This is a genomic window from Catonella massiliensis, assembly GCF_016651435.1.
Taxonomy (GTDB): Bacteria; Bacillota; Clostridia; order Lachnospirales; family Lachnospiraceae; genus Catonella; species Catonella massiliensis.
In genome coordinates this window covers 1,247,731-1,269,478 of sequence record NZ_JAEPRJ010000001.1, presented here as the reverse complement: position 1 = coordinate 1,269,478, position 21,748 = coordinate 1,247,731, and the positions used below count along the sequence as shown (strand labels likewise).

The window sequence follows — 21,748 nt, the reverse complement described above, 5'->3', positions numbered from 1 at the left end:
ATTATAATAGGAGGAGCCATATGTACGCAATTATTGCAACAGGTGGTAAGCAGTATAAGGTAGCTGAAGGTGATGTTATCCAGGTTGAAAAGCTTGGTGTAGCAGCCGGAGAGACTTATACCTTTGATCAGGTTCTTGCAATCGGTGGTGACAAGTTCGTTCTTGGAAACCCTGTAGTAGCTGGTGCTACTGTAACAGCTACAGTTGAAAAAGAAGGCAAGGGACCTAAGGTTATTGTTTACAAGTATAAACGTAAAAGTGGATACCACAAGAAAAACGGACACAGACAGTTGTACACAAAGCTTAAGATTGAAAAGATTAACGCTTAATCATGATTAAGGTTGTTGTGTCGGTAGACAAAGATGGCGGTTATAAGGGTATAGAATTTTCAGGTCATGCATTATTTGCCGATTCCGGTAAAGATATTGTATGTGCCGCAGTTTCTATATTGGCTATTAATACGCTAAACTCTATTGAGGTCTTTTGTAAAGATGAATTCGATGCTTATGATGAGCCTAAAAAGGGCTATCTAAAAGCAGAGTTTAAGAGTAAATTAAGCGACAAGGCTGATTTACTTATGAAGTCTCTTATGCTTGGACTCGATGGAATATCACAAGAATACGGTAAAAAGTTCATTACTATATTAAGGCAGGAGGTGTAATGCGATGATAAGATTGAACCTTCAGTTTTTTGCTCATAAGAAGGGTGTTGGTTCTACTAAGAACGGCAGAGATTCTGAGTCAAAAAGACTTGGTGCTAAGAGAGCAGATGGTCAGTTCGTATTAGCTGGAAATATTCTTTATAGACAGCGCGGAACTCATATCCATCCAGGTACAAATGTTGGAATCGGTAAGGATGACACATTATTTGCTACAGTTGATGGAAAAGTTAAATTTGAGAGATTAGGCAGAGACAAAAAGCAGGTTTCTGTATATCCTGTAGCTGTTGCTGAATAATAACTGATAATTGGCCCCAAATCTTTGTAATACATAGATTTGGGGCATTTTTTAATGAAACAGGGATAAAGGAAGATAAAAATGTTTGCAGATAGTGCAAAAATATATGTTAAATCAGGTAATGGCGGGAATGGCCATGTAAGCTTCAGGCGCGAATTGTTTGTAGCTGCCGGTGGACCGGATGGCGGTGATGGCGGTGATGGCGGCGATGTTATTTTTGAAGTTGATAAAAATATAAACACACTTAATGAATTCAGATATGTTAGAAAGTATTATGCCAAGGATGGCGATGAAGGTGGAAGAAGACGTTGTCATGGAAAAGACGGCGAGGATATAATAATAAAGGTTCCTGAGGGAACTGTGGTAAAAGAGGCAGAATCCGGCAAGGTTATAGTGGACATGTCAGGAGATAACCAGAGAGAAGTCATACTTAAGGGAGGCAAAGGCGGTAAGGGCAACATGAATTACGCTACCCCTACAATGCAGGTTCCTACCTATGCACAGCCGGGAAAACCGGGCATTGAACTTACTCTGATTCTTGAATTAAAGCTTATTGCAGATGTTGGCCTCGTAGGTTATCCAAACGTTGGTAAGTCAACAATCCTTTCAAGATGTACCAATGCTAAGCCTAAGATAGCGAATTATCACTTTACCACATTACATCCTAATCTGGGAGTGGTAGACCTTGGAGGCGGTGCAGGCTTTGTAATAGCTGATATACCTGGACTTATAGAGGGAGCTTCTGAGGGAGTTGGCCTTGGTCATCAGTTCTTAAGGCATATTGAAAGAACCAGAATCATTGTCCATGTAGTTGATATTTCAGGTTCAGAAGGAAGAGACCCTATTGAAGACATAAAAAATATCAATAAAGAGCTCGGAAACTATAATCCTGAGTTACTTAAGACTCCTCAGATAATTGCGGCCAATAAAATGGATTTATTCTATGGAGATGAGGCTGATGAAAAGCTTAAAGAATTCCACGAAGCCTTTGATGGCGAAAATATTCCTATCTATCCTATTTCCGCAGTTTCAGGTAAGGGAATTAAAGAGCTTTTGTATGCAGTAAATGATATACTTAAGACACTTGACAGAACTCCGGTTATTTTCCATAAGGAATTTGATGCCTCCGACCTTGTAATCGATGAGAGTCCACTTGAGATTACAAAGGTGAAGGAAGGTGAATACCTTGTTAAGGGCTCCAAGATTGATAAAATGCTTGGATACACTAACCTTGATGATGAAAAGGGCTTTGCTTTCTTCCAAAAATTCCTGCGTGACCAGGGAGTTATTGATAGATTAGAGGAGCTTGGAATAGAGGAGGGTGACCTTGTAAATCTTGGTGACCTGAGTTTTGATTATTATAAGTAAATTATGTGTTTATAAAAAGTATTTTATAATTATACTTTTGACACTTGTATCAATAAATATTGATTGACATAGCGGGAGATTATATGACCAGTAAACAAAGAGCATACCTTAAAGGTCTTGCAATGAAGTTAGATCCTGTATTTAATGTTGGGAAATCCAGCATCACCCCTGAATTTACCTCTGCAATTGCAGAAGTTCTTGAAACAAGGGAGCTTATTAAAATATCCGTACTTAAGAACTGTCTGGATGAGCCTCGTGAAATAGCTGAAGTTCTCGCTGAGCGCACGCATTCACAGGTTGTACAGGTGATTGGAAAGAAGATAGTTCTTTACAAAGAATCAAAAGATAATAAAAAGATTGAACTACCTAAGAAATAACGAGTGACAATATGAAAAAAATAGGTATTTTTGGCGGCACCTTTAATCCGATTCACAACACCCATATAGATATGGCAAACGCCGCTCTTAAAGAAGGAGGGCTTGATGAAGTGTGGGTGATGCCGGCAAAGGTCCCGCCTCATAAGCTTGGAATGAAAATTGTGGCTGACATCCATAGGTTTGAAATGGTAAAGCTTGCACTCATTGGCGAAAAGAACATCTTCCCATCTGATTATGAGCTTGTAAGAGATAGGGTTAGCTATACCTCAGATACTTTAATATCACTTAAGAAAGACTTTCCAGGCGATGAATTTACACTTATCATTGGAGGAGATTCGGTTCTATACCTTGAAGACTGGCACGAGCCACAGATTATCTTTGATAATGCCGATATTCTCTATATTTCAAGAATAGGAAGTGAGTCCGACAAATGCTTGTCTCACATTGATAATGTTTTAAAGAAAAGATTCACTAATGTCAGAATGAAGGAAGTGAGGTTTAGGGCAACGTCAGTTTCATCAACTGAAATCAGAAAATTGATTTCTGAGGGGATAAAGGATGCAAGCTTACTTGGTATAAGTGATAAGGTGATGCAATATATCTTAACTAATAACTTATATAAGGAGGAAGTTCATGGGTGATTCTGTAAGGCTTTTTGATATACAAAACAAGCTAAGAGTGCTTCTTCCTGAGTATAGATTTTATCATACCTTAGGTGTTTCATATACAGCTGCTTCACTGGCAATGAGCCATGGAGGAGATGTATATAAGGCTCAGCTTGCAGGACTTTTGCATGACTGTGCAAAATATCTTAAAAGCTCTGAAATGATAACTGAATGTGAGAAAAACGGGATTGAAATTTCCGATATAGAAAGGCTTTCACCGGGATTGTTACATACAAAGCTGGGTGCCTTCTATGCTGAAAATGTATACGGTGTAGAAGACGTGGATGTGCTTTCAGCCATTACTTACCATACAACAGGCAGACCTGATATGAGCCTATTGGAGGAGATTATATATGTGGCTGATTATATTGAACCAAGTCGTCCTGCTCTGCCTTATATAGATGAAATGAGAGCCTGTGCCTTTACTAATCTACATAAGGCAGCTCTATATGAGCTCAAATCAGTTATCACTAAAATAAAAGAAGATAATGGGGTTATGGATAAAAGAACTGAAGAGACATATGAATATTACAAAAAATTAGTGGAGGGATAATGGAAAATATTTTAGATGCAGTAAGAATTACCTGTAAGGCACTTGATGAGCACCTGGCTCATGATATAAAAGTAATTGATATAGCTCATCTTACAACTATTTCAGAGTATTTTGTAATAGCTGATGCTAAAAACGAAAACCAGATGAAAGCTTTACAGGATGCGGTAGAGGAAAGCCTTGCAAAGGCAGGAATACATCCTGAAAGAATCGAAGGCAGCCGTTCAGAAACCTGGATATTACTTGATTATGGCGAATTTGTAGTGCATATTTTCTCGAGAGAAGACAGAGAGTTCTATAATATTGAGAGAGTATGGTCTGACGGCAAGATGCTTGATACAGATATGCTTATTAATTAACCCTAATTTTTATGAGGCATCCATAGAAATATCGCAATTATTTTGCAAGCTAAAGGTAAGGACTGCTAAAAGTTCAGCTGTAGCAATCCTGTATCAATTTGTGTCAAGTACTGTTGACACACACATCATATAATAAGCAGCAGGAAAATACCACAGCTGATTTAACTAATTATTATGCCTAGTTTAAGGCGGATTAGTCGTAATCAGCTGTGGTATCATTATTTTAATTCCTATAATTCCTGCAATTATAAGAAGCAATGTAGCAATCCTCTATAATATATCGCTGTAACCTTATTAGCTATAATATAGCTCTGTAACCTTATATTTTAAGTTTAAGCTGTTGGTAAATACTGTATAATATTCTAATACATTCTTATAAGTCCTATAACTTTACCAAGGATTTCTACCTGATCAACTATAATAGGCTCCATGGAGTCATTTTCAGGCTGTAATCTAAAGTGGTTTTTCTCTTTATAAAAAGTCTTGACAGTGGCAGAATCGTCTACCATAGCCACTACCATATCACCGTTTGAAGCAGTTGAACATTTTTTGACAATAATCTTATCTCCGCTGTAAACGCCGACATTAATCATACTGTCGCCCTTTACTACAAGCATGAAAGTCTCTTCATTAGGCATATACTCCGCAGGAATAGGGAAGTACTCGGATATATTCTCCACAGCAAAAATAGGCTCACCCGCCGCAACAGTACCCACAACAGGAATACTTACGAGCTCTCTTCTTGTGATATTGAACTCATCATCAACAATCTCTATTGCACGAGGCTTAGTAGGGTCACGCCTGATATAACCATTCTTCTCTAAGGTCTCAAGGTGAGAGTGAACAGATGAAGTTGACTTTAAGTGTACTGCTTCGCATATTTCCCTAACTGAAGGTGGATAACCTTTAGACAAAACCTGTGTTTTCAAATAATCTAATATTTCCTGCTGCTTAGCAGTTATCTTACCATAGCCCATAACTATTCCTCCAAATTCCTAATAATACATGACTCAAGTATATATCATTTATTTCTAAATGTCAAACGGATGTTCCAAAAATTTGTTCGATTTCCCTGTTGACAAAAGAATATTTGTTCGATATAATAACTATATCAGAACGGTTGTTCGCAAACATTTGTTTATTATTTAGGGGGATTTAGATTATGACTAAGAATAATAAGAGAGTACATTATAAAGCAGGGAATCGTCAGAGAAACAAGAGAAGTAAAATCAGCTTTATTTTAACTTTTTATGTTATTACAATGGTTTTTTCATATTTTCTTGGCTTCTCTAACAACTTTGTAAAGGCCGATTCAGAAATGAAGCCTGTATACATAGACAGTAGGGTAGTGAAGCAGGGTGAGACCTTGTGGAGCATTGCACAGAGCTATGACTCTGTTTACTATAGCAGTACCAAAGATTATGTAGAGGCTATAAAAGAGTGTAACAATCTCACCGGTGATGAAATTTCTGCCGGAGTAAGCCTTATTATTCCATATACAAAATGATTTGAGACTAAATATAAAAGGCAACATATAATATTCCACAAGTAATCAGTGTTGCAATGACAAAAATTAGAACTATGCCTAATCTACTTGCGTCTCCTTCATTTTCATCATTGCATTGAGATTGAAGTGTGTGTAGTTGATTGTAACTAGCAGATTTTGGTGTTGATATTTCTTGTGTAAGTTTTGATGGATTAGGCACTGATGCCATAGATTTAGATTCAGTTGTTTTGTCTTTTTCCTGTTTCTTTATAGTAGCTTTTCTATATTGCGCCAAAGGATCTGTAGTGTTCATTATTTCGTTGTAGAAGCTTTTAAGCCATTCAATATCCTCTGGCGCACATATATTATCATAGGATGATCCTATTTCATGGGCATATTGGTTTCTTATGTGTCGTAGTTTTTTTAACCTCTTAAGAACATAGTCCCAGTTTGAAACATATCTATCTCCATTTGTTATTTTTTCCATTGCATCGATATATGAAGTTACGCCTTTTTCACTGTTAAATATTTCTTTACAGATTTTATCCAAGTGTTTAAACGCTTCCATAAATTCTTCATTACTATGGCTCATTGCGGCTCCTTCTATTCTTTACGCAGTTTCACAATATTTGCTGCCTTTCTTCGCCTATCTTCTTCAATGGCAGCATAGTGCTTCTTTGTAGTATTTACGTCCTTGTGACCAAGCACATCGGCTACAAGATAAATATCACCTGTTTCTCTATATAAACTGGTTCCATAGGTACTTCTAAGTTTATGAGGAGTTATTTTTTTCATTGTAGTTACCAGACTGGAATATTTTTTGACCAATAATTCAACTGCACGTACACTTATTCTCTTTTTTTGCATAGATAAAAAGAGGGCATTTGTATGACCTTCTGCAGCTTCTATTTTGATTCTTTCATCCAAGTACTTTTTAAGAGCTGCTTGTGTTTCATCACCAAAGTACACAACAGTTTCATAACCGCCCTTTCTGTGTACCTTCACTCCATTAGTCTTAAAGTCAACATCTTTGATATCAATTCCTACACACTCAGAGACACGAATACCTGTACCAAGCAGGAGAGTAACTATCGCCAAATCTCTCACAGACGTCTTTTCATGATACCTGTTTTGAGCAGCAGTCAGTCCTTCGCCTGACTCGATATTATCAAGCAAGTCAGCAACCTCTTCAGGTTCGAGTCTCACTATTGCCTTATCGTGGAGCTTAGGAGTATCTACGAGAACACTTGGATTATTTTTGATTCTTTCTTTTTTGTAATAATACTTATAAAAGGTTCTAAGCGCCACAAGCTTACGCTTAATACCTTTTTCTTTGTTGCCATGCCCTTCACCGTCTTTTACATAGTACCTGATATAAGATATGTATTCCTCTATATCTATTGCTTTTAAGCTATCTAAAATACTGATATCAATATTTCTCACATCAATGTTTGATAGAGCAGGATTAGACTCCTTAAGCCAGTTAAAAAAGACGATAAGGTCATAGGCGTAGGCTATCCTTGTTCTTGATGCAGTTGTTGACTCTATACCTCTGAAGAATTCAGATGCAAATTGGGGAAGCTTAAGTAGAAGCCCTCTAAGCTTTAATTCATTATCTATATCAACCTGCTGACTATAAGTTTGCTCAGCCATATTACCTCCTGATATTAACGTAAACCTATATTATGATGTGGGTATCAAAAGTATTTGACACCCATTAATACAGGATTGCTACAGCTACGCTTACCGCAATCCTTGCAAAAACTATGTGAAAATTCCAAAAAGCGAAGTCATAATCATACTACATCGCATATTGTTATCATAGCTAATTGTAATTTTTCTACATCAATAGCATATCATATACTACAAATATAGTCAAAAGAATTAATATTTTCTACAAGCATCTAATTGTTACAAATCGCATAAAATAGCTATTTTGTAATGGTTATACCGTGAATTCAACCATAGTAAAGGAGTAGGTTTATGTAAAATGACTAATATTTAACACAAATTCAATCAAAATGACATATTTTTACCACTTGATAATCTTACTATAAAACAGTAAACTAATTAAGTTAAAGCATAAAAATTCCGATAAATATGCCGTAGACACTATTAACGCTTATTTATATTGGTGCTTTTGTATATTATTTTTTGATTGGAGTGATTTAAATGAAATTTAAAAAGTTTGTAACATTTGTATCTGTTTTGGGTATGCTTTGCTGCACTGTACCGAGTGTATCTTATGCTGAAAACATTAATATTAAGTATGGAAAACAAAAGATTAATTATTCGGATGCACAGGTTAAATATACAATAAATGGCAGTAATATCAAATCTAAACATCCGGGTATTATAATTGATGGAATATCTCTTGCAAGTGCAAAAGAGGTCTTTTCTGATTCCAAGATTGGACTTTCTTATAAGTACAACAAGAAAAAAAATACCTTAGAGTTAAAGAGAGACAAGACCACCTTGGTATTAACATTAAATTCAATTAATTCAAAGGTAAACGGCAAGAGTGAAGTGTTGCCTGTAGAACCTAGAATGGTTGAATTTAGCGATAAGACTAAAGATATATATGTTCCTACCAGATATGTAGCAAAAACATTTGGACTTACATACACCTGGGATGCTTCATCAGGCGTTGCATCGATGACCGGAAAGACTGTTAAGAAAAAGAAGGCTGTTAAATCTGACAGCAAAGCAAAGACTAAGAAGGACAAAAATAACACTAAAAAAGATAAAAAAACCACGACTAACAAGACTAATAAGAAGGCAACTAAAAAGACTACTACAAAAAGTGTCAAAGAAACCTTTATATATAGTGGCAAATCTTATGATGTTAAGAATAAAAAGGTCATTTTTAGTATAGAAGATATTGAGCTTAATACTGCAAAGCTTCCAGGTGTCTACGTAGGTAAAACTTTAATGGGACCTGCAAAAAGCTTATTCCTATCAGATAGTATGGAGGGAAGTTTTTCCTTAAGTAAATCAAAGAAAACAGCAACTATAAGCTTCGGTGACAATGACTTAATCCTTACCCTTGGCAGCAAAAATGCAGAATTAAACGGTGCACAGGTAAAACTTGAAAAAGCTCCAGATTTTATTAAACTTAATTTTTCAAATAAAGACGAAGTTTACATACCTATGGAAAGTATATGTGAACTCTTTGATATTGATATTGAAACTAGTGGCAATGTCAGTACTTTAAGCTTACCTGATGATGATGAAGCTGTTGAGGATGTTGGTGATGATGAAAATCCTAAACCAACACCTGAGCCAACACCAGAACCTAGTAATGAAGCAGATAATCCTCTTCAGCCTTTTGTAGCTAACAAACTTCCATTTAGCTGGAAGTCAAAAGTAAACCCTGCGACAGCCTTTAATGCAGTACAAAGCCTAAACGGCAAGAATACTTCTGCAGGCTCATCAATTACTGATATAGTTAATTTATCGGGAAATCAGGCGGATAACTTTGACACATATACCATCAAATCTACAGAAGGGTTTAGTGGCATAAAGGGTAACATGGCCAATAATCAGCTGACAGTAAGCCTTGATAATGTATCTTCAAACGGCGGCCAGAGTTATACAAGTAATATTCGTACCGTTAATTACATAAATACAACATATAACGCTGCGTCAAATTCGAGTAATATCAGCTTTGGCCTTGCAGATGGTGTAGTAGGATATGATATGTCACTGTCAAAAGACGGTAAATCTCTGAATGTGAAAATATATAAAAACACAATTACAGAGATTAAAGGAAGCTATAATAAAGGTGTATATACCTTTACTTTTACAGGTCTTGCACCTTTAAGTGTAAATGATAACGGAAGTTCTGATAGCAACCAGAATCTGGCTATACCTAACATTATAGATACTATAGGCTCAGGTTCATATGTTGACAATACCGGTTCAGCTCTTAGTATGTTTAGCTATTTTAGTAATGGCATAGCAGGAGCTTCTTTATCCGTCAACAAAACTTCAAGACTTACTTATTACACAAGTCAGTCCGGCAATACTTTAACTATAACATTTTCGCAGGCTTCAACACCTGCAAATGTTGCCGGTGCTACAATAGCATTACCAAGCGGCTTAGATACCTCTGAGATAGAAGATGAGGATAATTATTTTTCTGGGAACTTTACAATTACCCTGCCTGGAGACTTAAGAAATCATTTTAATTCTAAGCCAATTAAGTATGATGCAAATAAGGTAAGTAATGTCAATATTTCACTTGATGATTCTGGCGATACAGTACTTACTTTCTATACCACAAAGCTCTATGCATACAGATTAACTGTGTCTAAATCACAGATTAAGGTGGCTATAGATCGTGCTAAAAACCTCTATTCAAAGGTAATTGTGGTAGATCCAGGACATGGTGCCCATGATACAGGCACAGTGAGCTTAAACAAAATATATAAGGAAAAAAATGTAGTGTTGTCAATTGCATATTCATATTTTAGAAATTATATTGACGATGAAGACTTAAAAGTATACTGGACAAGGAAAGATGATACATTTATGACCTTAAATAATAGAGCCGCCTTTGCAAATAAGGTTGATGCTGATTTGTTTGTGAGTGTTCATATGAATTCCGCAGGTAATACATCCGCTAAAGGAACTGAGGTATATTACTCCACAAGGAACAACTCAATTCAGTCAAACGGTTTATCAAGCTATACAATGGCTAGTATGTTCTTAAAGAATATCACCTCCAACTTGAGTATGGCTAACAGGGGTGTGAAGAGTAATGTATTTGTAGTAACAAATATGAATACGGTGCCTGCAGTCCTAATTGAATATGGATTTTTGAGCAATTCAAGTGATTTAGCAAAGTTTAGCAGACTTGATGTGCAGGATAAAGCTGCGGAAATTCTTTACGATACAATAGAAGAGATATTTGATAATTACCCAACAGGGAGATAAAGGAGAGGAAGGTTGAATAATCAGTTTATTAAGAGATTCTTTGCATTCTTTATCGTATTTCAGTTGCTTTTAAGCACCTTTGGCAGCTACGATGCGTATGCAAAGGATAAAATGGCACCAAATATAAAATGTCACGTGTATACAGATGTTAATAACGGGAAATTGAAGTTAAAAATAACTGTCACAGATAACAGTGCAGTTAAAGCTATAAAATACGCTGTTGGAAATCATAGAAAATCATTTTTTGGCAGTGCGTATTACTCAAAAAAAGTAAAAAACGTATCTGTTGACTCAACCAAGAATATAAGTACAGCAATAACAGTTACGCAAAATGATATATACACTGTATATGCAGTGGATAAGTCAGGCAACAGCTCAATTAAAAAGGTGAGGATTAAGATGAACACGAATAACAATCAGACTAATCCAAATACTAAAGATAACACAGATAACAGTAAAAATGCCAGCAAGAATACCGCAAACGGTAATAATGCAAGTAATAATAACGGTGGTAATAACGCTAATGCAGACAGTAATCAAAATGTAAATAAAAATGTTACTGTGAGCACAAATGAAGTGAGAGCTGCTTGGATTACCTTCCTAGAGTTTAATAGCAAGGGATATACATTAAATAGCTTTAACAACAGAATAACAGAGATGTTTGATAGGATAGCAGCGAGTGGCCTCAATGAAATCTACGTACATGTAAGGCCATTTAGTGATGCTATGTACCGTTCTGCATATTTCCCTTGGTCTAAGTATGCCTCCGGTACACAGGGAGTAGATCCTGGCTTTGATCCACTTGCAATAATGGTTAATGCTGCACACTCAAGGAACCTTAAGATTCACGCGTATATAAATCCATATCGAGTGTGTACAGAGGCTGATTTTGGTAAACTGGCTACCAGCAGCCCTGCATATAAATGGCTAAATGATGACGATGAAGACAATGACAGAAATGTACTCAAATTTGGTAACATGTATTACTACAATCCTTCATCAGATGACGTAATTAAGCTTATCAATAACGGTGTTGCAGAAATAGTTAAAAACTATGATGTAGACGGTGTAATCTTTGATGATTATTTTTATCCTACACTTGGCAGTAATTACTCATCAAAGTTTGATTCTGATGAATATAATGACTATAAGTCAGATACGTCAAATCCATTGTCAATAGCTGACTGGCGCAGAAATAACATCAATAAGATGGTTAAGATGGTGTATGCAACAGTTAAAAAATCAGGTAAGAACCGTACTTTTGGCATAAGTCCTGCCGGAAATCTAAATAACTTAAGGGCAAATGACAAGTACTATGTGGACATTGACAGATGGGGTAGGGAATCAGGTTATGTTGACTATATAGCTCCTCAGCTATACTGGGGATTTGAACACAATATATGTCCGTATGAGCAAACTATAAATAACTGGATTGCCACGGTTATCAATCCTAATGTCAAACTATACATTGCACTTCCTATGCATCTTGCACAGGCACAGGAGACTTCTGAGTGGAAGAATAACCATGATATATTAGGACGTATGGTTACGAGTCTCAGGAATAAATCTTTGACCGGATTTTCTGTATACAGATATGACTATATGACGCCGGCCTTCCTTAGAAAGACCGGGGCTATAGATGAATACAATTATTTGGTTAAGGTGATAAAATCTAAATAAATATAACTTTGAAATGGGACTGTACATAGGATAAATTTAGGATGATTTATTTCTTGTGAGACAGTCCCATTTATGTTATAAATACTAAGTCCAGGCAAGAAGTATGATTCCTGCGGTATCTATTCGTTAAACTTGGGTTTCGCGAATAGTTATTATAAGAAACCTATCTCTCATATTCATAAATACCTGTAGTAAAGAGGCTTTCTTAAGGCATCTTACATTTCTTAATATTAAATAAAATCTATTGCATATTCGTTAGTTAAGTGCTAAATTAAAAATATAACAAGGTTTCTATCACTATATTAAAAGGCAGGTGATATATTTGAGAAATAAAGTATATACAGGATATAAGATTATTGATGATTCTTCCATAAAATATTATCTTAAAGAAATAGTTTTGACTTTATTGTCCTTATTCTTAATCTATAGTATATTTTCGTATGGAAGAAACTATGTAATTACTAATAGTCCTTCTTACGTGTTGTATAATAACTGGCATATCAATCTTCCTAAAGGTACTGAAGTTTTAACTCAGTATAAAAATACTAACTGGTTCGGTGAAGGTACTAAGGTATATGTGATTAAGGTTGATAAACAGGAAACAACTGATACCTTCTTTGATTTGAAAAATTATTATACTGATATAGATGATGAATATAAACTTTATCTGACTAACTTAATTAGTCAGATAACAGATACAAACGTCAAGACTGCCCTCTCCGATGCAAACGCTAAATACAAGATACTAACTGCTCAAAGAAAGGCTTGGGACGGAAGTCCTGAGGATAGTAGACGCCTATACTCTTTGTTTGATGAAAAAACAGGCTTATTCTACGTCGTAGAGGAACTGCTCTAGTGTTTCTTAGCAACAATGTATAAAAGTGTATAATTTAGTTAAACATAAAAGAGTGCCGATAGGAAAAGCCTTCGTGCACTCTCTTATTATAATATCATGTTCTCTTACTGCTTATTACGCATATTTATATTGTAAGTTAAATAAATAAACTATAAGCACCTATGTTTACTTATAAGTTTCTTTTAGAACTTCCTGCTGGAGTTCTTAGCAAGCTTCTGTAACTCTGCAATATCGCCTGCTGAAAGGCTTTGATTCTTTAAGTATTCGCTGATAAACGTCTGTAATGAGCCATTATAGAACTGATCTATCAGTCTCTTTGTCTCAATTTCACGAACAGAGCGCTGCGACACAAGTGCACTACAGATAAAACCGGGATCTGTTCTTTGTACAGCACCCTTATCTATTAATCTTTTAATTACAGTATATGTGGTGTTTTTCTCCCAGCCTATATATTCCTTAATAATCTTAGATATATCTTTGGCCGCAAGCTCCTTATTAGACCAAAGAAGTTCCATAATGTTCAGTTCGCCTTCGTGTAATCTCAGTTCGCTCATAACTGTCTCCCCACTCAATAATATACTACTACTGTCTTACGACTTTTTTACTATAACAGTAGTATATAATTATTTAGCCCTAAAGTCAAGCATTTGTAGAAGATTTAAGCCTTTCATAGCATTCTGAGCATACAGCCTTATAAGATATAAAGTCAGAATCATCAATTTCTATCTGATTTCCCTTAAATACAGGCACATTATTAACTAGCCTAAGGTTACAGGTAGCCTTTTTACCACAAGCGCAGACGTTTTTCATCTCGGTTATAGAATGTGCGAGCTCTAACAACCTTGAACTGGCAGGGAAGCCATCCATCCTAAAGTCTGCTCTAAGTCCATAGCATATTACAGGGATATTAAGCACTACCGCTACCCTATAAAGCTCTTCTATCTGAGCTACCGTAAGAAACTGTACCTCATCAACCAGTATACAGTCAAGTCCTTGTCCATTCTCTTCAAAATGCTCAAAAAGATTATCATTTTCCCCAACCAGTAGGTCTACTTCTCTACTTATACCGAGGCGGCTGGTAACACAGGACTTCATCTTTGTGTCTACAGCAGGCTTTATTATTATGGCCTTCTGTCCACTTTCTGAGTAATTATGTGCCGTCTGTAAAAGAGCCGTTGTCTTACCACAGTTCATAGCACCGTACCTAAAATATAATTTAGCCATCACATCTCCTTCTACTTAAATATCCCAAGCATTAGCTTTGACTTCTCCACACTTGTTGCAGCAGTATTATTTAAGAAAACAATGTCTGTATTACTGTGTTTCTTAGCTAGATTAACAACGTTACCGGTATAATACCTATAATCAACCACATACACGTGCTGATAATGATCCACAAGGAAAGGTACAAATGCATTACCATATGACTCTTTGATTATAATACATGAACTGTCATCACTTAATTTTGGATTCTTTATTTCAATTAAAGGCTGGTCTCCTCCAATAAATGCCAGGTATTTATTGGCAGCAGAGAATTTATTTGCATCACTTATTATCTCATAAGTATAAGGCTTTCCTTCACGTGGAGTAATAGTCTCTTTGTTTGTAGCGATAGGAATATAGGCTTCTACAGTATCAGGGTTTTTGGCAAGCGCTTTTGACTGATTGCTGTATGCATAAAATGAGCCTAAGAAATCAGGAAATTCCTTCTTCTTATAATCCTTTAACTCGTGTGGAGTAATACCTTTAACTTCACAAAAACTCCTATACACATAGTATGCACCAAGAGCTGTCCAGTGGTGGTCTGTCTTAAAATACAGATATTCTGAGTTGTGATTTCTAAGCTGCTTGTAGGTCTCAACAGTCTTAATAGACGGATTAAGCCTCTTGTAGATATAGTCAATTGCCTCCCCTTGGTTGGATGTATTCATGCTCTTTTGAATATCCTCATCAAGATTTACTCCAAAGCTGTTAGGAACTACTATATCATACAAGGAAGCTGTATTTTCAACTTTTTTAGCTACAGTATTGAGCATGGATGCATACAAATCAGCTCCCTTTTTATAAAAATAATAAAGAGTGAAGCCTCTGTTTTCGGCTATATAGACTGTTCCCGCCACCTCAGGCTGAACCTTTAATGTTCCATCCTTAAGGGGCTTATCCTTACTGTTCTCCTTCTTATTCTGCACATTAATATTCTCATTGGACTTTGTTACAGTATCGGCGCTTCCTGATACTGTAGCGTTTTCAGCAATTTCCTTAACTGCTGATGTTGAGGCGTTATCTATGTTTTGTTCTTGCCGTGTACTGTTATCCTCGTCTGATGTGCTCTCGTCCACGGTATTATCGGAAGTTTCCTCATCTATATTGGATATAATGGGAGCAGTTTCCTCATTTCCACTTGGAATTGCATCTGCTGTCTGCCCTGTGTCACCATAAATCACTGTATCTCTGATTCCATATATCTCTTCGGCATTCGACTGAAATGCAATCATCTTCTCTCTTAGAGGATAGGTGTCCGCATACCAGGTCACAATATCCTTAAAAAAACTTCCATCAAGTACAGTACGGGTTGTAGGGCTAGGAAATACCGCAAGTTTTCTCTTTTCAAGCTCAGATTCAGTTGGCCTTATAAATATTAAGAATCCTATTATCATAAAAACCATAACAGTTATAGACATAAGTGCAACCCTTATCTTATGCCAAATGTTTTTTTCGTTCATATAAACTCCTTAACTTGGATTAAAACTGATTATAAAGGAATGGAGTAAAGCTATTTCCTGCCATGGCTGCTAATGATAGTAAAAGCAAAATAAGACAGAATAAAGTGCGCATTCCCTGATAAAGGCAAGCTGCACTTCTACTGTTACAAGCCTTGGCAGATATCATTTTACCTAATAAACTAAATACAGGCGTACAGGATAAAACACAGGCTATGATTATAAATATATTATTCTGTATACTAATATTTACAGTAGATATGCTAAATCCATTACTTTTAATTCCAAGGAAGATTGAAATAACTTCCTTTAGCTGATTGATATCGCTGTATCTAAATAATAGCCACGCAAAGTTAATAATAAAGATTGTAATTACCTGTCTTATGATTCTAGGAAATAGAGGGAAATTCATCTTTTTCCACCAGTTTTCAATCATTATAAAAGGCATATAGAATAACCCCCAAAGCACGAAGTTCCAACTTGCACCATGCCAAAGACCTGTAAGCATCCATACTACAAAAAGATTAAAGCCGGTTCTAAGAAGCCCTGCTCTGTTACCTCCCAGAGGGATATACACGTAGTCTCTAAAAAAACTGCTTAGTGTTATATGCCATCTTCTCCAAAAATCCTTTACTGAAGTAGCAACATAGGGATAATTGAAGTTCTCGGTAAAATGAAAGCCGAGGATTCGGCCTACACCAATTGCCATATCGGTATAAGCAGAAAAATCAAGATATAGCTGCATTGCATAGCAAAGAGAGCCCACCCAGACAGCAAGCATTGTAGCTCCTGATATAGACTCAGTGACAGGTGAAAGTGTGTTGGCAAGTTCTCCTATATGGTCAGCAAGAATGGTCTTTTTGGCCAGACCTACTGCAAACCTGTAAATACCCTCAGATATATCATAAGCTCTAGTATCCCTATTATAAATCTCATCTTTAATATCCTTATATCTCTCAATCGGTCCCTGCAAAGCCTGAGGGAATATAGATGTGTATAAAAGCAAAACACTGTAATGCTCTTCCGCGCTGCATTTTCCCGTATAAACATCAGTCACATATGAAATAAGCTTAAATGTATAAAATGATATTCCCATAGGAAGTGCAATTGCTAGTGGCTTCCAGTTAATTCCTGCAATAGAAGTAACTGTTCCCACAAAAAAATTAGTATACTTAAATATACCAAGCACCAAAACAAAGACAACAATTGAAAATATAAGCCACTTCTTCTTAGTATTTTTATCTGGTGCAGTTTCTATTTTTACACCTGAAATCCAACCTATGGCAGTCATAACCATAAGAAGTACAAGATAGCTTACTCCTCCAAAAGAATAGAAAAGCAAAGAAAAAATCAATATAATTCTATTTTTATATCCAACTACAGTTGTAGTAAAGTATATCATTGCCATTATAGGCAAGAAACACAGTACAAAAAACAGGCTCGAAAGCGACATATAAGCTCCTTTGCATATCACAAAGAAGTCACTATAATATAGTTAAATCCCAATTATAGTGACTTTCCATTTATTCTAAAACATTAACTATTTTAATTAAGCTCCTAACTGTGTCTTAACCTCGTCTTTGACAGCTTCAACAGCCTGACCTATTTTGTCAGGAAGCTTTCCACCAGCCTGGGCCATATTAGGTCTTCCACCGCCGCCACCACCTACTATAGGTGCAACTGTCTTTATAAGGTTGCCTGCGTGAACTCCTGCCTTTACGGCGCCATCTGTAGCCATAGCAACAAGATTTACCTTACCATCCTTAGCGGATGCAAGGAAGATAAGCCCTTCGCCAAGCTTATTCTTAAGCTCATCTCCAAGAGTTCTAAGCTCATTTCCATCAGTTTCAGGTATTTCAACGGATAGGACCTTAACTCCACCGATTTCAACAACCTTGTCCATAACATCGCCAAGTGCCTCCTTGGCAGCCTTATTCTTAAGTGATTCATTTTCACTTTGAAGAGCCTTCATCTCCTCCATAAGGTGCTTAGCCTTCTCTACAAGCTTATCAGGACTTGCTTTAATTATCTTTGCTGCCTCAGCGATAGTATTTTCAAGATTCTCATAGTACTTTATTACATTATGACCTGTGATAGCCTCAATTCTTCTGATTCCTGCAGCTACACCACTTTCAGAAATTATCTTAAACTGACCTATCATTCCTGTATTCTTAACGTGGGTACCGCCACAGAATTCCTTTGAGAACTCGCCCATTCCTACTACGCGGACTTCATCCCCGTATTTCTCACCAAAGAGAGCCATAGCACCGCTTTTCTTAGCGTCTTCAACTGACATCACCTTGGTATCAACAGGAAGCGACTCTGCTATCTTGTCATTAACAAGCTTCTCAACAGCCTTAATCTCCTCAGGTGTCATAGCCTTGAAATGGCTAAAATCAAATCTGGTTCTGCCTGCATCCTGATAAGAACCTGACTGCTCAACATGAGTTCCAAGTACCTCACGAAGAGCCTTCTGTAAAAGATGGGTAGCACTATGGTTTCTACAGGTAGCCATACGGTTCTCACTGTCAACCTTAAGGGTAACCTTATCACCTACCTTAAACATTCCCTTTACAACCTTACCTATATGGGCTATCTTAGAGCCTGCCACAGGTATGGTCTCTTTTACTTCAAATACAGAATCTCCAAGAGTTATTACACCTACATCTCCTACCTGTCCACCCTTAGTAGCATAGAAAGGAGTAACATCGGTTATAACAGCTCCAGTCATTCCATCTGTAAGTGCTTCTGATACAGTGCTTTCTTCTCCATCCTCCTCAGAGCTTACACTTACAAGAGCAACAATCTTTCCCTCAGCCTCTGTCTTGTCATAGCCGATATACTCGGAGTTAATAGCAGGATCAATCTGCTCATATACAGTAGCATCGGCACCCATATAGCTGGTGGTTTTTCTGGCATTTCTTGCAGTATCCTTCTGCACCTTCATAGCCTGCTTGAAGGCTTCTTCGTCTATGTCCATTCCCTTTTCTTCAAGGATTTCCTTAGTTAAGTCTATAGGGAAGCCGTATGTATCATAAAGCTTAAAGGCATCTTCTCCTGACATAGTATTAACGCCCTTAGCCTCCATATCCTTCTGAATACCATCAAGTATCTCAAGTCCCTGATTTATGGTCTTTTCAAACTTCTCTTCTTCCTGCTCAATTACACTTAGAATAAAATCCTGCTTTTCAGCCAGCTCAGGATAACCATCCTTACTTCCTGCAATCACAGCCTTAGCAAGACCTACAAGAAACGCTCCATCTATGCCAAGTAGCTTACCATGTCTGTCTGCCCTTCTGATTATTCTTCTAAGCACATAGCCTCTACCTTCGTTAGAAGGCATAATGCCGTCAGATATCATAAAGGTAGCAGAGCGGATATGGTCAGTAATTACACGGATAGAGACATCATTCTTCTCGTTTTCCTTATATTTCTTTCCTGCTATTTCACAAACCTTATTTCTAAGAGCCAAAAGAGTATCCACATCAAAGATGGAATCTACGTCCTGTACAGCTACAGCAAGTCTCTCAAGTCCCATACCAGTATCGATATTCTTCTGTTCAAGCTCTGTATAATGTCCCTTACCATCATTATTAAACTGTGAAAATACAACATTCCATACTTCCATATACCTGTCGCAGTCGCAGCCTACAGTACAGGTAGGCTTTCCACAGCCATACTTCTCTCCCCTGTCGAAGTATATCTCTGTACAAGGACCACAAGGACCTGAGCCATGTTCCCAGAAATTATCATCTTTACCAAACTTGAAGATTCTCTCAGGAGAGATATTCATCTTCTTATTCCAGATTTCATACGCCTCATTGTCATCCACATATACTGATGGATAAAGTCTGTCAGCAGGGATACCAACTGTCTCTGTAAGGAATTCCCAAGCCCAAGGAATTGCCTCTTCCTTAAAATAATCTCCAAAGGAGAAGTTTCCAAGCATCTCAAAGAAGGTACCATGTCTTGCTGTCTTACCTACATTGTCTATATCTCCTGTACGGATACACTTCTGACAGGTACAGACTCTTGTAGATGGTGGTATCTCTTGTCCCGTGAAATAAGGCTTAAGAGGTGCCATACCCGAATTTATAATAAGCAAGCTGTTATCATTATGTGGTACTAGTGAAAAACTGTTCATCTTGAGATGTCCTTTTTTCTCAAAGAACTCAAGGAACATCCTTCTTAATTCATTAACTCCATAAGCTTTCATATCTAATCCTCCATAGGGGTATTGTCATCTAAAGTCATCTTAATATTTTATCATTTAATAATATTTTTTTCAAGCCATTTATCTTGCTTGTTTTCATCAAATAGTCCCATGTAGTTTTGGGACTTAAATGCAACATGACATTGCACTTACCTTGAAAACCTTGCTACAAAACTATCATTTCTGCTATAATAAATCTGCAAACTAAAACGCTTAAAGGAAAATAAGTTATGATAATAGAACGAAAAGCTCTTGATAATTGCTTTAATCCTCCAATTGGCATTAGCTCAGAGGAGACAGTTTATTTTGATATAGAAACAACAGGCTTTTCTGCTGATGTCACTGCTCTTTACCTTATTGGCTGCATATACTTTAAAGAGGGTGAATGGCAATTGATTCAGTGGTTTGCTGAGGATAATAAGTCTGAAAAAGAGGCACTATCCGCCTTTTCAGACTTTATAAAAGATAAAAAATACCTAATTTGCTACAATGGAACCACCTTTGACCTGCCATATCTCACGAAAAAATACGAAAAATACAGTCTCTCTTTTCAGGCTTATAAGTATAAAATTATTGACTTCTATAGGGTGTTTTCTTCCTATAGGAAGTTTCTTGGATTAAGCGGACTGAAACAAAAGGAGGTTGAAGCCTATCTGGGTATCTTAAGGGAGGACAAATACTCCGGCGGTGAGCTCGTGGAGTGGTATGCTAAGTTTTTAAAGCTAAGGTTTAGTGATTCATCTGAAAAAGAAGAAATATACAAGACTTTAATACTACACAACAGTGATGATTTAGCAGGCTTAGCAAGGCTTACAAAGCTTTATAACTTCATAAAAGAACTTGAAACTCTTATTAATTCAGGTGATGAGCTTGAAATTGACTGTGTTGTTAATGATACAACAGGTAAAATCATCTTATCAACAAAGGTTGACTTCGATATTCTAAGGAAAGATGAGCTTCGTGGGGATGGCTTCTCTTGTTGCTTTATTGATGAAAGCACTGCAAATAGGATAGATTTGACCTTAGATATGTATGAAACTGAGCTTAAGTTGTTCTACAAGGACTATAAAAACTACTACTATCTCCCTAAAGAGGACATGGTAGTACATAAGAGTCTGGCATCCTTTGTGGATAAGGAAAACAAAGAAAAAGCTACTTCTTCTAACTGCTATACAAAGCATAAAGGCCGCTTTATAAAGCTCCCCAAAGCCACTACACTTCCAGTGTTTAAATCTGAATATGCGGACAAGACAATGTACACTATTGTAAATGAAAAGCTATTGGAGTCTAAGGAGAGCTTATCTGCTATTTTCAGGTCGTTTCTTAGATATTTAACAAATAATAGGTGAAACACTTCCATAATTGTAGTAAATCACAATTATAATCTAAGTTGAATTAGGGTGTAGATAAAACTTATATCACTTGTATAAAAATAAAATTTTCAGTATTTATAATTTATGATACAAGTGTCAAAAGTATAAAAATTCGATTGGGACTTGCTTGCAGGAGAATTTATTAAAAAAGGGTTTAAATCTTGTTAGAAAGATTTAAACCCTCTTTTTTACCATAAACAAAATAAA

Annotated in this window: 21 protein-coding genes; 13 read left to right on the top strand and 8 right to left on the bottom strand. The window is 36.5% G+C overall.

Going from position 1 to position 21,748, the window contains the following annotated elements; all coding sequences use genetic code 11:
• Nucleotides 1-20 precede the first annotated feature (20 nt).
• The 8 genes from rplU (at nucleotide 21) to rsfS (ending at nucleotide 4,275) form a co-directional block, all read left to right on the top strand.
• A complete protein-coding gene (gene rplU, locus JJN12_RS05675; RefSeq protein WP_208428772.1) occupies nucleotides 21-329 on the top strand; it encodes a 50S ribosomal protein L21 in 309 nt (102 codons plus the stop codon).
• A gap of 2 nt (nucleotides 330-331) precedes the next feature.
• Nucleotides 332-661: a ribosomal-processing cysteine protease Prp gene (locus JJN12_RS05670; RefSeq protein ID WP_208428771.1), complete on the top strand. Its 330-nt coding sequence runs from the start codon at nucleotides 332-334 to the stop codon at nucleotides 659-661.
• A 4-nt stretch (nucleotides 662-665) separates the two neighbouring features.
• A complete protein-coding gene (rpmA, locus tag JJN12_RS05665) occupies nucleotides 666-956 on the top strand; it encodes a 50S ribosomal protein L27 (protein ID WP_208428770.1) in 291 nt (96 codons plus the stop codon).
• 81 nt (nucleotides 957-1,037) lie between these two features.
• Nucleotides 1,038-2,324, top strand: coding sequence for a GTPase ObgE (gene obgE / locus JJN12_RS05660; RefSeq protein WP_208428769.1), 1,287 nt, complete (start codon nucleotides 1,038-1,040; stop codon nucleotides 2,322-2,324).
• An 83-nt stretch (nucleotides 2,325-2,407) separates the two neighbouring features.
• Nucleotides 2,408-2,701 carry a ribosome assembly RNA-binding protein YhbY gene (yhbY, locus tag JJN12_RS05655; RefSeq protein WP_208428768.1) on the top strand — a complete coding sequence of 98 codons (294 nt, stop codon included), beginning with the start codon at nucleotides 2,408-2,410 and terminating at the stop codon, nucleotides 2,699-2,701.
• Nucleotides 2,702-2,712: 11 nt separating this feature from the next.
• Nucleotides 2,713-3,342, top strand: coding sequence for a nicotinate (nicotinamide) nucleotide adenylyltransferase (gene nadD / locus JJN12_RS05650; protein WP_208428767.1), 630 nt, complete (start codon nucleotides 2,713-2,715; stop codon nucleotides 3,340-3,342).
• A complete protein-coding gene (gene yqeK, locus JJN12_RS05645) occupies nucleotides 3,335-3,919 on the top strand; it encodes a bis(5'-nucleosyl)-tetraphosphatase (symmetrical) YqeK (protein WP_208428766.1) in 585 nt (194 codons plus the stop codon). Before nadD ends, yqeK begins: the two co-directional genes overlap by 8 nt.
• Nucleotides 3,919-4,275, top strand: coding sequence for a ribosome silencing factor (rsfS, locus tag JJN12_RS05640; RefSeq protein ID WP_208428765.1), 357 nt, complete (start codon nucleotides 3,919-3,921; stop codon nucleotides 4,273-4,275). Before yqeK ends, rsfS begins: the two co-directional genes overlap by 1 nt.
• Nucleotides 4,276-4,637: 362 nt before the next feature.
• Here rsfS and lexA read toward each other — a convergent pair whose 3' ends face one another.
• Nucleotides 4,638-5,252: a transcriptional repressor LexA gene (lexA, locus tag JJN12_RS05635; RefSeq protein WP_208428764.1), complete on the bottom strand. Its 615-nt coding sequence runs from the start codon at nucleotides 5,250-5,252 to the stop codon at nucleotides 4,638-4,640.
• Nucleotides 5,253-5,437: 185 nt separating this feature from the next.
• Here lexA and yneA point away from each other — a divergent pair, with 185 nt between their 5' ends.
• Nucleotides 5,438-5,782, top strand: coding sequence for a cell division suppressor protein YneA (yneA, locus tag JJN12_RS05630; protein ID WP_208428763.1), 345 nt, complete (start codon nucleotides 5,438-5,440; stop codon nucleotides 5,780-5,782).
• Between the two features lie 7 nt (nucleotides 5,783-5,789).
• Here yneA and JJN12_RS05625 read toward each other — a convergent pair whose 3' ends face one another.
• Both JJN12_RS05625 and JJN12_RS05620 read right to left on the bottom strand, forming a co-directional pair.
• Nucleotides 5,790-6,353 carry a DUF6548 family protein gene (locus JJN12_RS05625; protein WP_208428762.1) on the bottom strand — a complete coding sequence of 188 codons (564 nt, stop codon included), beginning with the start codon at nucleotides 6,351-6,353 and terminating at the stop codon, nucleotides 5,790-5,792.
• A gap of 11 nt (nucleotides 6,354-6,364) precedes the next feature.
• Nucleotides 6,365-7,414: a tyrosine-type recombinase/integrase gene (locus tag JJN12_RS05620; protein ID WP_208428761.1), complete on the bottom strand. Its 1,050-nt coding sequence runs from the start codon at nucleotides 7,412-7,414 to the stop codon at nucleotides 6,365-6,367.
• A gap of 519 nt (nucleotides 7,415-7,933) precedes the next feature.
• On the opposite strand from JJN12_RS05620, the gene JJN12_RS05615 reads away from it, so the two are divergent.
• The 3 genes from JJN12_RS05615 (at nucleotide 7,934) to JJN12_RS05605 (ending at nucleotide 13,235) form a co-directional block, all read left to right on the top strand.
• Entirely contained in the window at nucleotides 7,934-10,699 is a 2,766-nt protein-coding gene (locus JJN12_RS05615; RefSeq protein ID WP_208428760.1) for an N-acetylmuramoyl-L-alanine amidase, read from the top strand.
• A gap of 12 nt (nucleotides 10,700-10,711) precedes the next feature.
• On the top strand, nucleotides 10,712-12,379 hold the full coding sequence (locus JJN12_RS05610) for a glycoside hydrolase family 10 protein (RefSeq protein WP_208428759.1): 1,668 nt from the start codon (nucleotides 10,712-10,714) through the stop codon (nucleotides 12,377-12,379).
• Nucleotides 12,380-12,701: 322 nt separating this feature from the next.
• Nucleotides 12,702-13,235 (top strand): hypothetical protein, encoded by a 534-nt coding sequence (locus JJN12_RS05605; protein WP_208428758.1) that lies wholly within the window; start codon nucleotides 12,702-12,704, stop codon nucleotides 13,233-13,235.
• Between the two features lie 182 nt (nucleotides 13,236-13,417).
• Here the strand turns inward: JJN12_RS05605 and JJN12_RS05600 are convergent, their stop codons facing one another.
• The 5 genes from JJN12_RS05600 to alaS all read right to left on the bottom strand — a co-directional run bounded on the left by JJN12_RS05600 (nucleotide 13,418) and on the right by alaS (nucleotide 20,171).
• On the bottom strand, nucleotides 13,418-13,789 hold the full coding sequence (locus JJN12_RS05600; protein ID WP_236013710.1) for a BlaI/MecI/CopY family transcriptional regulator: 372 nt from the start codon (nucleotides 13,787-13,789) through the stop codon (nucleotides 13,418-13,420).
• Between the two features lie 85 nt (nucleotides 13,790-13,874).
• Nucleotides 13,875-14,459 carry a thymidine kinase gene (locus JJN12_RS05595; protein ID WP_208428757.1) on the bottom strand — a complete coding sequence of 195 codons (585 nt, stop codon included), beginning with the start codon at nucleotides 14,457-14,459 and terminating at the stop codon, nucleotides 13,875-13,877.
• An 11-nt stretch (nucleotides 14,460-14,470) separates the two neighbouring features.
• A complete protein-coding gene (locus tag JJN12_RS05590) occupies nucleotides 14,471-15,958 on the bottom strand; it encodes a DHHW family protein (protein WP_208428756.1) in 1,488 nt (495 codons plus the stop codon).
• Between the two features lie 19 nt (nucleotides 15,959-15,977).
• Nucleotides 15,978-17,408, bottom strand: a complete 1,431-nt coding sequence (locus tag JJN12_RS05585; protein WP_208428755.1) for an MBOAT family O-acyltransferase — start codon at nucleotides 17,406-17,408, stop codon at nucleotides 15,978-15,980.
• Between the two features lie 96 nt (nucleotides 17,409-17,504).
• The gene (gene alaS, locus JJN12_RS05580) at nucleotides 17,505-20,171 is read right to left on the bottom strand and encodes an alanine--tRNA ligase (protein WP_208428754.1); all 2,667 of its coding nucleotides are present in this window, start codon (nucleotides 20,169-20,171) and stop codon (nucleotides 17,505-17,507) included.
• A gap of 227 nt (nucleotides 20,172-20,398) precedes the next feature.
• Here alaS and JJN12_RS05575 point away from each other — a divergent pair, with 227 nt between their 5' ends.
• Nucleotides 20,399-21,517 carry a ribonuclease H-like domain-containing protein gene (locus tag JJN12_RS05575; protein ID WP_208428753.1) on the top strand — a complete coding sequence of 373 codons (1,119 nt, stop codon included), beginning with the start codon at nucleotides 20,399-20,401 and terminating at the stop codon, nucleotides 21,515-21,517.
• Nucleotides 21,518-21,748 lie beyond the last annotated feature (231 nt).